Consider the following 12,739-nt stretch of genomic DNA (forward strand, 5'->3'; position numbering starts at 1 on the left):
CCTTCCGTCGGAGCCTCAACCTTGGCGCGGCCTTTACGCGACGCGCGCGTCCGCGAGTTCCCGCGCGTAGGTGCGGATGATGTCCCCCGCCACTTCCTCCGCGTGCCGTCCCACCTCCGGCAGTCCCATCAGCTCGCCGAACGCGCCCCGCGCAAGAGGCCCGGCGATCCAAAGCGTCGGTTGCGCATGGCCGTCGCGGCCGAGCGCGTGGCTTCGTCCGTCGACTGCGAACGCCAGCCCGACCTCGTCGAGCGTTATCAGGCCGTTTCTGTACAGGTCGGAGAACAATGGGTCGGTATCGATCAGGCTGCGGTGCGCCGGGCCTGTCGCAAGCGCCACGGCGTCGAATTCGGCCATCTCGAGCCGACCGCCCCGAAGGCGGATCGTCACCTCTATCGCGGCGTCCTTCGCTTTCGCCTCGACTATCCGAGCGGCGTCCACCCGGAGGCCGCCGTCGCGAAGTCGGCGCTGCAGCACGGCATTCGTTTGCGGCGCGATGCGGAAGCGATGGACGTCCCAGAACGGCCGCAGCCGCCGCACGAACCGACGCCGCTCGGAGGACGGCAGCGCCGCCCATATCGCGCGCCCCTGAGCCCGACAGGCGTCGATGACGTGCTGCCAGGGACGTCCTTCGGCTTCAGCCAGGCGGATCGTCTTTCGGACGTGGCCCAGAAGAGCCAGGGCCGTGCGGCTGGGGGCTTTGGCGAACGCGCCAAACTCGCCCGGCGCCTCGGCGTGCGGACGCGGCAGAAGACCTCGTCGCGAGATCGCGCGGATCGGGCCGCAATGTCCGCGCGCGTCCAGCGAAGCCACGATGTCCGCCATCGTGAGCCCGCAGCCGACGATCAGCAGCCGAGCGTTGGGTCGCAGCCGGTCCAGCGCCTCGCCGGTCAGGGGGTCCTGGATCAACCGCGGATCGCCGGCGAAATGCGCGAGCGGCGGCGGGGCGGCCGGCGCAGGATGGCCGGCCGCAAGAGCTACGAAATCCGCCTCCACGGCGCCGCCTCCGGCCAACTCGACCCGATAGCCTTCACCGGTCTCACGCACAGCCGTCGCTCGGTCGCAGAGATGTTCGATCTCCCCGCTCAGGAGGAACGGCTCGATCGTTTCGGAGGCGTAGCGGCCGAATACGCTTCGTTGCGGAAAGGCGCGGCCGTCCGGCAGCGTCGCGTCGGGATCGTCCCGCAGCGCCGCGTCCGCCTTCAGCCAGCGGTCGAAGTGGCAGGGGTCGGACTGGAGGAAGGTCATGCGCGACGCCGGAACGTTGGTCCGGTGCGCCGGGTCCCCGGTCGAATAGGCGAGGCCGCCGCCGAGCTGCGGCCTTGGCTCGACGACAACGATCCGGAAGACGTCCGGCGCCCGTCGGGCCAGTTGATAGGCCAGGGCGGCGCCCGCGAAGCCGCCGCCGATCACCGCGACCAGCGGCCGCTCGCGCGACGGTCCTGGGCGAGGTTGGGTCCCGCTCACGACTCGGCGACCCGCAATTCTGGCCGCGCATCGTTCGCGATCGTTTCGCCGAACGGGCCCATATTGATCGGAACGCGCTGGCTGCGCGCCTCGGTCGCGAGCGGCAGCAGCGGGAACACCAGCTCCGCGACCCGATAGGCCTCCTCGAGGTGCGGGTAGCCGGAGAGGATGAAGGTGTCGACGCCCGCCGCCATGTACTCCTTCATGCGCGCCGCGACGGTCTGGGGATCGCCGACCAGCGCGGTTCCGGCGCCGCCGCGCACGAGGCCGACGCCCGCCCACAAATTGGGGCTGACCTCGAGCTTGTCCCGGCGTCCGCCATGCAGCGCAGCCATCCGCTGCTGGCCGACCGAATCCATCCGGGCGTAGACCTTCTGGGCCGCCGCGATCGTCTGGTCGTCGACCTGGCTGATCAGCCTGTCGGCGGCGTCCCACGCCTCGGCGTTGGTCTCGCGCACGATCACGTGCAGGCGGATGCCGAAGGTGACCTTCCGGCCGATGCGGTCCGCAAGCATCCGCACGCCTGCGATCTTCTCCGCGACCTGCGCCGGGGGCTCGCCCCAGGTCAGGTACTTGTCCACGAGAGCGGCCGCCACATTGGTGGCCGCGGGGGACGAGCCGCCGAAGTAGAGCGGCGGGCCGTCTTTCTGGTGCGGCTCGAACAGCAGCTTGCCGCCTTCGATCTTCAGGTGTTCGCCGTCAAAATTCACGGTCCTGCCGCGCAGCAGGTCGCGATAGATCTCGAGGAACTCGTTCGTCACCTCGTAGCGCTCGTCATGGTCGAGGAAGACGCCGTCGCCGGCGTTCTCGACCGGGTCGCCGCCGGTGACGACGTTGATCAGCAGCCGGCCGTTGGAGATCCGGTCGAGGGTGGCGGTCATACGCGCCGCCAGCGTGGGCGACTGCAGGCCGGGCCGCACCGCCACGAGGAAGCGGAGGTTTTGCGTCAGCGGCGCGAGCGCCGAGGCGACGACCCAGCTGTCTTCGCAGGATTTGCCGGTGGGCAGCAGGACTCCGAAATAGCCGAGACGGTCGGCGGCCTGCGCGACCTGCGTGAGATAGCCGAGGTCGACGGCGCGGCCGCCTTTCGCCGAGCCGAGATAGCGGCCGTCGCCATGGGTCGGCAGGAACCACAGCACGTTGGCCTGATGTGCGGCGTGGCGGCTCATTTTGCGATCTCCGCGGTCTTGAGCTTCAGGACGGCGTCCTCGACGACGATCGGCTTCGGCAGGAGCTTCAGCTTGAGGAAGGTGTCGGCGATGCGCTGCTGGGCGGCGGCGACCTCGGGCGTGACCGGCTGGACGCCCAATCCTTGGCGGGAGATTGCGGCGGCGAGCAGCGGCGCCGGGATGCCGACAAGCGGCGCGAGTTCGGCCGCGGCCGCCTGCGGATCCTTCGCGACCCACTCCTCCACCGAACGCAACTCGGAGAGCACGGCGCGCAGCACGTCCTCATTGTCCTTCGCGTAGTCGCGCGAGGTCAGGAAGAACTGGTGGTTTTCGACGATGCCGGTCCCGTCGGCGAGGACCCGCGCGCCCGCCGCCTCGGCGGCCGCGTAGTAGGGGTCCCACACCGACCAGGCGTCGACCGATCCGCGCGTGAAGGCCGAGCGCGCGTCGGCCGGAGCAAGCCAGGAGAGCGTCACGTCGGAATAGGGGACGCCGCCCTTCTCGAGAGCCTTCACCAGCAGGTAGTGGCTGTTCGAACCCTTCGCGACCGCGATGTTCTTGCCCTTGAGGTCGGCCAACGTCCGGATCGGGCTGTCCTTCGGGACGAGGATCGCCTCGCCCCGGGGCGAGGCCGGGTCGTTCGCCACATAGGCCAGCTTGTCGCTCGCCGCCTGGGCGAAGATCGGCGGCGCCTCGCCGGTCGTGCCGAAGTCGATCGCGCCGGCGTTGACGGCCTCCAGCAGAGGCGGGCCGAACTGGAACTCGGCCCATTTGACCGTCACGCCGAGCGGCTTGAGCTTCTCTTCGAGCGTGCCTTTGCCCTTCAGCAGGATCAGGGTGCCGTATTTCTGGTAGCCGATCCGCAGGACGCGGTCGGCCGCGGAAGCGCCCGGAACCCCTGCGGCGGCGGCGAGCAGCGTCGCCGCGAGGGAGAGGCGGATGAGGCGGGAAAGCTTCGTCATCTGGTGGATTCCTGAAGACGGCGCATGAGCCGTTCTGTGCTTGATGATCAGGCGGGGGCGGCGGCCTCGGCCGCCGCGGGAAGGCGCCCGCTACATCGGCGCCGGTTCCCGGCCGGGGCGCTGGCCGCGCGGCCGTCGCGGCTCACGCGACCGCCTCCTGCGGCGCGCCCGCCGCGACCCGCTCGACGGGCGCCGGCTTGCCGAACAGGCGATCGAGGATCTCGCCCTCGAGCCGCGCCATCTCGAGCGACCCTCTGCGCCGCGGGCGGGGAAGCGAGACGGCCAGGTCAAGCGCCAGCCGGCCCTCCTCGATCAGAATGACGCGGTCGGCGAGCGCGAGCGCCTCCGAGACGTCATGCGTGACCAGGACGGCGGTGAAACGCTGGCGCCGCCAGACGCTTTCGAGCAGGTTCTGCATCTCGATCCGCGTCAGCGCGTCGAGCGCGCCGAGCGGCTCGTCGAGCGCCAGCAACGCCGGCCGGCTGACCAGCGCGCGGGCGAGCGCCACGCGCTGCTTCTGGCCGCCGGAAAGCACCGAGGGCCACTCGCCGGCCCGGTCGCCAAGACCGACCTGTTCGAGCGCCGCCTGCGCGGCCGCGCGCCCGGCCGCCTTGCCGCCGCCTCGCGGCGCGCCCACCCGGACATTGTCCAGCACGCGCGCCCAGGGAAGCAGGCGCGGCTCCTGGAACATGATCCGGCTCGATCCGGCGCGGCCGTCGCCGACCGCCACGGCGCCGGAGGTCGGCGCGTCGAGGCCGAGCAGGATGCGCAGCAGCGTGCTCTTGCCGCAGCCGCTGCGGCCGACGATCGCGAGGAACTGACCGGCCGGCACATGCAGGTCGACGTGCCGCAGCACCTGCTTGTCGCCGAAGCTGCGGCTCAACCCGCGCAGATCGATCGCGGCGGCTTCCAGGGGGGCCGGTCGAGGCGCCGTGAGCGCGAGGCGCGTCGGCTCGAAGCCCGCGGCGGGATCGTTTGCTGTCATCATTCGCCTCAGGCGGGAAGGTAAGCGGGGTGCCAGGAGAGCGTCGCGCGCTCGAGCAGCCTGGCGAGCGAGTCCGCGAGCTTGCCGAGCGCCGCGTAGATGAGGATCGACAGCACGACGACGTCGACCATCATGAATTCGCGGGCATTCATGGCCATGTAGCCGAGCCCGGTGGAGGCCGAGATCGTCTCCGCCACGATCAGCGTCAGCCACATGATGCCAAGCGCGTAGCGCAGGCCGACGAAGATCGACGGCAGGGCGCCCGGCAGCACGACGCGCGCGAACAACTCCCAGGCCGACATGCCGTAGGCGCGGCCCATCTCGACAAGCTGCGCGTCGACCGTGCGGATGCCGTGCAGCGTGTTCAGGTAGACGGGGAAGAACACGCCGAGCGCGACCAGGAAGATCTTGGCGGTCTCGTCGATGCCGAACCACAGGATGACGAGCGGGATCATCGCGAGGTGCGGGATGGTCCGGATCATCTGCAGGGTGGGGTCGGTCAGCCGCTCCGAGAGCCGCGACAGGCCGTTGGCGAGGCCGAAGGCGAAGCCGACGCCGCCGCCGATGACCAGGCCGATCACCGCGCGCCAGGCGCTGATCGTGACGTTGCTCCAAAGCTCGCCGGTCCAGGCGAGCCGCCATCCGGCAGCCGCCACAGCGGTCGGAGCCGGCAACACGGACTCAGGAATCTCGCCGAGGCTTGAGAGCGCCTGCCAGCTCAGCAGCAGGGCCGCGGGGATGATGAAGGCCAGCAGGGCCTTTCCGTCGAACCTCATGGAGCCTCCAGGAAGAGTCTGGTCTTCGCCGCCCGCCGCGGGGGTCGAGCCGAGCCGCGGCGAAGCGACGAAGTTCAGGAATATCGACACAGTCTATAGAAATAGTCAACTAATGACGTCGGCGGGTGCGGGATGGGCCGCGGCTGGCTAAGCCGGGCCGAATCCGCCACCACTCGGGTGCAGAAGCGATCGCTTTGGCTTCAGGAGCCGCTGTGTCCGAACCCACGCAGATTCCGGCCGCCGCGCCTGTGACGTTGCGCCCGATGCTCGCCAAACGGCTCGCCAGCGGCGTGCTCGGCTATGCGTCCGGGCTGCCGTTGCTGCTGGTCGGCGGCACCTTCGCGTTCTGGATGCGGGAGGCGGGCGTCAGCCTGCAGGTGATCGGGCTGCTGTCCTGGGCGAGCATCGCCTACAGCCTGAAGTTCCTGATCGCGCCGGTGATGGACGCTTACGCGCTCGGTCCGCTCGGGCGGATCTTCGGCCGCCGGCGGGCGTGGATTCTGTTCGCCCAGCTCGGCGTCACCGCCGGCCTCGCCGCCATGGCGTTCGGCGATCCCGCGGCCAACCTGCCGCTCGCGGCCGCAGCGTGCTTCGCGACCGCCATCGCCTCGGCGTCGCAGGACGCGGCGGTCGACGGGTGGCGCGTCGAACTGGCGCCGACGGAGGAGCAGGGGCTGCTCGTCGCCGCCTACCAGCTGGGATATCGGCTCGCGATGCTCACCGCGGGCGCAGGCGCGCTCTATCTCGCGGAAGGCCTCGACTGGGTCGGCGCCTATGCGGCGATGGCGGGGATCATGGCGCTGACCGCGATCGTGACCGCGACCCTCATCCCACGCACCCCGAGAGACGCCGAGCCGCGCGACCCCGCCGCCAAAGGCCTGGCGCTCGCCGCTCCGCTAAAAGATCTCGTGGCGCTGGTTGCGGCGACGCCGCTGACCACGCTCGCCTTGATCGGGCTCTACCGCGTGCCGGACCAGCTCGCCAACGTCATGTCCTCGCCGCTCTACAAGGACCTCGGCTTCACCAATATCGAGATCGCCAACGTCACCAAGGTGTTCGGGGTCGTTCTCGGGATCTTTGGCGCCTTTGTGGGCGGCTTCCTGCTGACCCGGCTTTCGCTGCGCACGGTGCTGATCATTGGCATCGTGGCGTCCGCGGCGACGAACCTGTTCTACAGCGCGCTCGCCGTGACCGGGCACAGCGTGACGATGCTCGCCGCCACGATCAGCTTCGACAATGTCGCCTCAGCGATCGCCGGCACCGCGCTGATCGCGTTCATGTCGAAGCTCGCCGCCTCGGAATTCTCCGCCACCCGCTACGCCGTGCTGAGCTCGATCTACGCGCTGCCCGGCCACCTGCTGGCGGGCGGCTCCGGCTTCGTCGCCAGCGCTGCGGGCTTCCCGGTCTATTTCGCGCTGACTTTCGTGTCCGGACTCCCGGCGCTGCTGCTGGTCCTGGCGATCCGGGAGCCGAAGCCGGCGCAGACAGAAGGCGTCGAGCCTAGCCCCGCCGTCTGAGCGCAGCCGCGATCGCGAGCGCCATGAAAGCGACCCAGCTCAATATGAGGATAACGCCGCCTGTCGGCGCGGCCATCGGCAGCGGGCTCGTCCCATAGGCGACACGGATCATCAGGTCGCCGGAGAACAGCAGCGCGCCGAGCGCGAGGCCAGCGGCGGGCAGCAGCCCCAGCCGCCCGAGCGCCGCGGAGGCTGCGACCACTCCCGGCATCGCGGCTGCGTTGAGCATCAGGAAGGTCGAGGCCGTGCCGAGCCGCGGGTCGCCGGTCATGTGCGCGCCGGCCGCCGCGCCGGCGACGCCGGCCGCGCCGTAGAGTCCGGCGAGGGCGAGGAGGAGCAGGGCGGAGCGGGACATCGGCGTCATCCAGTTGGGCGTCACAGCGGCGCGCAGGCGGCTTCCAGCCACGCGCGCGTCTCGCCGTCGACCAGCGGTCCGACCTCGGCGAGCACCCGGGCGTGGTAGCCGTCGAGCCAGGCGCGCTCGCCCGTCGTCAGCAGCGCCGGCTCGATCGCGCGGCGGTCGATCGGGGCGAGCGTCAGGGTCTCGAAGCCGTACATCTCGCGCTCCGCGCCGGGGATCGCGCGCTTCTCCACCAGCACCAGCGTCTCGGTGCGGATGCCGTAATGGCCTTCCCTGTAATAGCCTGGCTCGTTGGACAGGATCATGCCCGGCTCGAGCGGGACGGTCCCCAGTTTCGAGATGCGCTGCGGCCCCTCGTGGACCGAGAGATACGAGCCGACGCCGTGGCCCGTGCCGTGGTCGAAGTCGAGCCCCGCCTCCCATAGCGGCCGGCGCGCGAAAGCGTCGATCTGTGCGCCGCTGACGCCCTTGGGGAAGACCGCGGTCGAGATCGCGATGTGGCCGCGAAGGACGCGCGTGAAGCGGTCCTTCATCTCTTCGGTCGCGGCCGCGATCACCACAGTCCGGGTGACGTCGGTGGTGCCGTCCTCATACTGCGCGCCGGAATCGATCAGGTAGAAGCCGGGCGTGAGCTTCCGGTTGGTGGCGCGCGTCACGCGATAATGCGGCAAGGCGGCGTTCGGGCCGGCGGCCGAGATCGAGGGGAACGAGACGTCCCTGAGCTTCCCGGTCTCGCGCCGGAAGGTCTCGAGGGCCTCAGCCGCGCCGATCTCGTCGATCGTTCCCGTCGGCGCCTCACGGTCGAGCCAGCACAGGAAGCGGCACAGGGCTGCGGCGTCGCGCAGATGCGCGGCGCGGGCGCCGGCGATCTCGGCGGCGTTCTTCACCGCCTTCAGCTTCGCGATCGAATCAGGGCCACGCTGGACGGTCGCACCGGCGGCCTCCAGCGCGCGGGCGTAAGCCACTGCCGAACCCGACGGATCGAGCCGCACCGTTTTGCGCTGGGCGCCAAGTCCGCGAAGCGCGCTGTCGAGATCGTGCGGCTCTGAGAGATCGGCGGCGTCCGACAGCGCCGCCCGCACCGCGTTCGAAAGCTTGCGGTGATCGAGGAAAAGGCTGGGCCGGCCGTCCCTCGGCACGATTGCAAAGCCGAGCGGCAGCGGCGTGTGCGCGACGTCGCCGCCTCGGATGTTGAACAGCCAGGCAAGGCAGTGCGCGTCGGTGACCAGAAGCGCGTCCGCCTTTGCGCGGGCGAGCTCGGCCTGAACCCGCGCGATCTTCGCTTGGGCGCTCTCGCCCGCGAGCGTCTCGTCGTGCAGCACGACGGGGGCGAGCGGCGGCGCCGGGCGGTCGGTCCAGAGCGCGTCGACAGGATTGTCCGCAACCGCGATCAGCTCGATCTCGGCCGCTTTCGCCGCCGCCTCGAAACGCTCGAAGCCGTCAACAGTGTGGAGCCGCGGATCGTAGCCGACGCGCTGGCCGCGGACGGCGTTCTGCTTCAGCCACTCCGAGGGCGGGAGCTCCACCACATTGACGATCACAAACGCCGTCTGGTCGACCTGCGAGCGGGCCTGCACCGTGTAGCGTCCATCGACGAAAAGCGCAGCCTTTTCAGGCAAAACGATCACGAAGCCGAAAGAGCCTGTGAAGCCGGTCAGCCACGCCAGGCGCTCCGCGGAGGGCGGCAGATACTCGTTCTGGTGTTCGTCCGCCCGGGGCAGCAGGAAGCCGTCGAGGTTCTTCGCCTTCAGCGCAGCCCGAAGCGCCGCCAGCCGCGGCGCGCCCTGAGAGGGATCGGCCGTCTCGTCGAAGGTCTGAAAAATGGCTTCGAACATGAACGATCTCGCGCGGTTAGCTCCGCCGTTATCCTCCAGCGTGACCGGAGGAGCATCGTGGAGGTTGACCTCTACGCCTGAGATGGATGGTCCGGTCAAGCCGGGCCATGACGAGGGGTCGCGCGAGGCCCGGCGCTAGCGGCCCAGCACCAGCGTCGACCAGCCTTCCAGCTGCCTCGCCGATACGAGCTTGAGGCCCTTGGCCTCATAAGCGCCGCGCACCCGGTCCTCCTCCGGGTTCATCAGGCCCGAGAGCACCACGCGCCCGTCCGCCGCCAGATGGCGCTCGACGTCGCCTGCGAGTTCGACCAGCGGGCCAGCCAGAATGTTGGCGACGATCAGGTCGAACGGCCCGCGCTCGGCGAACACGGGATGGTCGAAGCCGGTCGCGTGGACGCTCTCGACGAACGCACCCGCGCCGTTGGCTTGCGCGTTCTCCTGCGCGATCTGCGCCGAGACCTCATCGATGTCGGTCGCAAGCACCGGGGATCTCTGGGCGAGCGCGATCGCGATCGCGAGCACGCCGGTGCCGGCGCCGAGATCGAGCACGCGCTCGAAGCGGCGCTCCGTCAGCAGCTCGTCGATCGCCAGCAGACAGCCGCGCGTGGTGCCGTGGTGGCCGGTGCCGAAAGCAAGCGCGGCCTCGATCTCGATGCCGATGACGTCGGCCGGAATCTTGTCGCGGTCGTGGGAGCCGTGGACCACGAAGCGCCCGGCCGGCACGGGGTTGAGCCCCGCGAGGCTCTTCGCCACCCAGTCGGCCTCGTCGATGGCGCCTTCCTCGACGCGCAGGCCGGCGCTCTCCGGTCCCAAGGCCTCGCGCATCGCCTGGGCGAGCTCGGCGCTCGACAGCTCCGGCGACCCGTAAACCTCGACGTTCCAGGCGTCCTTTCCGGTCTCGAACGCCGAGACCGAGACTTCGCCGAACGGGAACGCGTCGTCGAGCATGTTGGCGACGCGCTTTGCGGTGGCCTCGTCGAGCGAGAGGCGGATCATGGGGGTCTGGGTCACGGAGGCGTTCCGGAGCTTGCGCGGGAGGCGGAGCCTTAAACCCTAGGACCCACCGCGTCATCCCGGCCGAGCGTCAGCGAGCGCCGGGATCGTTTGCAGGATCGAGCTCTCGACATCGATGACGATCCCGGATCGGCCTGCGGCCGTCCGGGATGACGGCCTGTTCTCACGCGGCCTTCACGAAGCCGTCCAGCACGCGCTTTTCGCCGGCCTTGTCGAACGAGACGGTGAGCTTGTTGCCGTCGACCTCGACCACGGTGCCGTTGCCGAACTTCTGGTGGAACACGCGCGCGCCGCGCGAGAACCCGGCGGACTTCGCGCTCGATGAGGCGACGAGCTCGCCTTCGATCGTCATCGGGCCGCCGCGCCGCGCGCCGGGGCCGGGGAAGGCGGCTGCGCCGCGCTCCTGCGCGCGCCGCCAGCCGGGCGTCGCGTAGGTCGAGGCGAAGGGCTGCGCGTTGTCGAACCGGCTCGGCCCATAGGAGCCGCCCATGCCGCCGCCGAAGGTCGCCGGCGCCTCCACCACATCGACATCCGCTTCCGGCAGCTCGTCGAGGAAGCGCGAGGGGATCGACGACTGCCACATGCCGTGCACGCGGCGGTTCGAGGCGAACCAGAGCTTGGCGCGGCGGCGCGCGCGGGTGAGGCCCACATAAGCGAGCCGTCGCTCCTCCTCGAGCCCGGCGCGGCCGTTCTCGTCGAGCGAGCGCTGATGGGGGAACAGGCCTTCCTCCCAGCCAGGCAGGAACACGGTGTCGAATTCGAGCCCCTTGGCGGCGTGCAGCGTCATGATGGTGACGGCGTCCTCGCCGGGCCCGCGGTCGGCGTCCATCACCAGCGAGACGTGCTCCAGAAAACCGCGCAGGTTCTCGAACGGCTCCATCGAGCGCACGAGCTCCTTCAGGTTCTCGAGCCGCCCCTGCGCCTCCGCGGTGCGGTCCTTGGCCCACATGTCGGTGTAGCCGGACTCCTCCAGCACCATCTCGGCGAGCTCGGTGTGCGGCGTCTTGTCGACCAGCCCCGACCAGCGGTCGAAGGACAGGACCAGGTCCTTCAGCGCCGCGCGCGCCTTGCCCTTCAGCTCGCCGGCGTCGCACAGCCGGCGCGCCGCCTCCGGCAGCGTCACCTCGTCGGCGCGGGCGCGCTCGTTGATCAGCTTCAGCGTGGCGTCGCCCAAACCGCGCTTCGGCACGTTGACGATCCGCTCGAAGGCGAGCGCGTCCGCGGGGCTCGCGATCACCCGCAGATAGGCCATCGCGTCGCGCACCTCAGCGCGCTCGTAGAAGCGCGGGCCGCCGATGACCCGGTAGGGCAGGCCGAGCGTGATGAAGCGCTCTTCGAACTCGCGCATCTGGAAGGAGGCGCGGACCAGGATCGCCATCTCGTCGAGCTTGTGGCCCTTCGACTGCAGCGCCTCGATCTCATCGCCGATCGCGCGCGCCTCCTCGCCGGAATCCCAGGAGCCCGCGACCGTCACCTTCTCGCCAAGCTCGGTTTGCGGCCGGAGCGTCTTGCCGAGCCGCCCCTCGTTCCTGGCGATGAGATGCGAGGCGGCGTTCAGGATATGGCCGGTGGAGCGGTAGTTGCGCTCGAGCCGCACGACCTTCGCGCCTGGAAAGTCACGCTCGAAGCGCAGGATGTTTTCGACCTCGGCGCCGCGCCAGCCATAGATCGACTGGTCGTCGTCGCCCACGCAGGCGAGGTTCTTCGAGCCCTGCGCGAGCAGCCTGAGCCACAGATACTGCGCGACGTTGGTGTCCTGGTACTCGTCGACGAGCATGTAGCGGAAGCGGCGGTGGTACTGCTCCAGCACGTCCGGGTGCTCGCGGAAAATCCGGATCGGTTCGAGCAGCAGGTCGCCGAAATCCGTCGCGTTGAGCTGTTTCAGCCGCGCCTGATAGATGCCGTAGAGTTCCGCTCCGCGCCCCGCCGCGAACGCCTGCGCCTCGCCGGCCGGCACGTCCTTGGGGCCGAGCGCGCGGTTCTTCCAGCCGTCGATCGCGAAGGCGAGCTGACGCGCGGGCCAGCGCTTGTCGTCGATGTTCTCGGCCGCGAGCACCTGCTTGATGAGCCGGATCTGGTCGTCGGTGTCGAGGATGGTGAAGTTCGACTGCAGGCCGGCGAGTTCAGCGTGGCGGCGCAGGATGCGCGTGCCGATCGAATGGAACGTGCCGAGCCACTGCATGCCCTCGGCCGCCTGTCCAAGCAGCCTGCCGACGCGCTCCCGCATCTCGCGGGCGGCCTTGTTGGTGAAGGTGACGGCGAGAATCTCGAACGGCCGGGCGCGGCCGAGCGCGAGGATGTGGGCGATGCGGGTGGTCAGCACGCGCGTCTTGCCCGTGCCGGCGCCGGCAAGCACCAGCAGCGGCCCGTCGAGCGTCTCGACCGCCTCGCGCTGCTCCGGGTTGAGGCCCGCGAGGTAGTCCGGCGCGGCGGCGCGCAAGCCGGCGGCCGCCCGCGCGGCGATGCCGCCGGGCCGCGGGGCTTCGTAATCGCCGGAAGGACGGTCGGCGGACTGCTCGGGCAAACAAAAGCTCCGAAGGAGATGAGAGGCGACGCTGCGGACGAATCGCGCGCGCCAGCTTCCGCAACATGGCGCCGCGAGGCGGTGATTTCGAGACGCGGACCGATTCAGCGCTCGGAACGTAATTTGACG

The 12,739-nt window shown here is 70.1% G+C and carries 10 protein-coding genes; 1 reads left to right on the plus strand and 9 read right to left on the minus strand.

All coding sequences use genetic code 11. The annotated features are described in order from the left end of the window. Positions 1-33: 33 nt before the first annotated feature. From VM780_RS06160 to VM780_RS06180, 5 genes are all read right to left on the minus strand, one after another. Positions 34-1,467: an FAD/NAD(P)-binding protein gene (locus VM780_RS06160; protein ID WP_325446190.1), complete on the minus strand. Its 1,434-nt coding sequence runs from the start codon at positions 1,465-1,467 to the stop codon at positions 34-36. After that, complete coding sequence (ssuD, locus tag VM780_RS06165) at positions 1,464-2,636, minus strand: FMNH2-dependent alkanesulfonate monooxygenase (protein ID WP_325446192.1); 1,173 nt, start codon at positions 2,634-2,636, stop codon at positions 1,464-1,466. The genes VM780_RS06160 and ssuD overlap by 4 nt, the downstream gene beginning before the upstream one ends. Next, positions 2,633-3,598 (minus strand): sulfonate ABC transporter substrate-binding protein, encoded by a 966-nt coding sequence (locus tag VM780_RS06170; RefSeq protein ID WP_325446194.1) that lies wholly within the window; start codon positions 3,596-3,598, stop codon positions 2,633-2,635. The genes ssuD and VM780_RS06170 overlap by 4 nt, the downstream gene beginning before the upstream one ends. A 142-nt stretch (positions 3,599-3,740) precedes the next feature. Then, the gene (locus VM780_RS06175; RefSeq protein ID WP_414652794.1) at positions 3,741-4,586 is read right to left on the minus strand and encodes an ATP-binding cassette domain-containing protein; all 846 of its coding nucleotides are present in this window, start codon (positions 4,584-4,586) and stop codon (positions 3,741-3,743) included. A 5-nt stretch (positions 4,587-4,591) separates the two neighbouring features. Beyond that, a complete protein-coding gene (locus VM780_RS06180) occupies positions 4,592-5,359 on the minus strand; it encodes an ABC transporter permease subunit (protein ID WP_325446196.1) in 768 nt (255 codons plus the stop codon). Positions 5,360-5,571: 212 nt separating this feature from the next. Here VM780_RS06180 and VM780_RS06185 point away from each other — a divergent pair, with 212 nt between their 5' ends. Beyond that, positions 5,572-6,876, plus strand: coding sequence for an AmpG family muropeptide MFS transporter (locus VM780_RS06185; protein WP_325446198.1), 1,305 nt, complete (start codon positions 5,572-5,574; stop codon positions 6,874-6,876). On the opposite strand, the gene VM780_RS06190 is transcribed toward VM780_RS06185, so the two are convergent. From VM780_RS06190 to VM780_RS06205, 4 genes are all read right to left on the minus strand, one after another. After that, on the minus strand, positions 6,860-7,231 hold the full coding sequence (locus tag VM780_RS06190; RefSeq protein ID WP_325446200.1) for a DUF423 domain-containing protein: 372 nt from the start codon (positions 7,229-7,231) through the stop codon (positions 6,860-6,862). The two genes, VM780_RS06185 and VM780_RS06190, sit on opposite strands and share 17 nt — an antisense overlap. Positions 7,232-7,251: 20 nt before the next feature. After that, positions 7,252-9,072: an aminopeptidase P family protein gene (locus VM780_RS06195; protein ID WP_325446202.1), complete on the minus strand. Its 1,821-nt coding sequence runs from the start codon at positions 9,070-9,072 to the stop codon at positions 7,252-7,254. 135 nt (positions 9,073-9,207) lie between these two features. Beyond that, complete coding sequence (locus VM780_RS06200) at positions 9,208-10,083, minus strand: 50S ribosomal protein L11 methyltransferase (RefSeq protein ID WP_325446205.1); 876 nt, start codon at positions 10,081-10,083, stop codon at positions 9,208-9,210. Positions 10,084-10,249: 166 nt separating this feature from the next. Then, the gene (locus tag VM780_RS06205) at positions 10,250-12,610 is read right to left on the minus strand and encodes an ATP-dependent helicase (RefSeq protein WP_325446207.1); all 2,361 of its coding nucleotides are present in this window, start codon (positions 12,608-12,610) and stop codon (positions 10,250-10,252) included. Positions 12,611-12,739: the final 129 nt, after the last annotated feature.

The sequence above is a fragment of the Hansschlegelia sp. genome (genome assembly GCF_035538955.1).
Classification (GTDB): domain Bacteria; phylum Pseudomonadota; class Alphaproteobacteria; order Rhizobiales; family Methylopilaceae; genus Methylopila.

Coding starts and splice junctions, on each gene's coding strand:
- VM780_RS06170 (WP_325446194.1), bottom strand. CDS start 3,598: ATGACGAAGCTTTCCCGCCTCATCCGCCTCTCCCTCGCGGCGACGCTG.
- VM780_RS06180 (WP_325446196.1), bottom strand. CDS start 5,359: ATGAGGTTCGACGGAAAGGCCCTGCTGGCCTTCATCATCCCCGCGGCC.
- VM780_RS06175 (WP_414652794.1), bottom strand. CDS start 4,586: ATGATGACAGCAAACGATCCCGCCGCGGGCTTCGAGCCGACGCGCCTC.
- VM780_RS06195 (WP_325446202.1), bottom strand. CDS start 9,072: ATGTTCGAAGCCATTTTTCAGACCTTCGACGAGACGGCCGATCCCTCT.
- ssuD (WP_325446192.1), bottom strand. CDS start 2,636: ATGAGCCGCCACGCCGCACATCAGGCCAACGTGCTGTGGTTCCTGCCG.
- VM780_RS06190 (WP_325446200.1), bottom strand. CDS start 7,231: ATGTCCCGCTCCGCCCTGCTCCTCCTCGCCCTCGCCGGACTCTACGGC.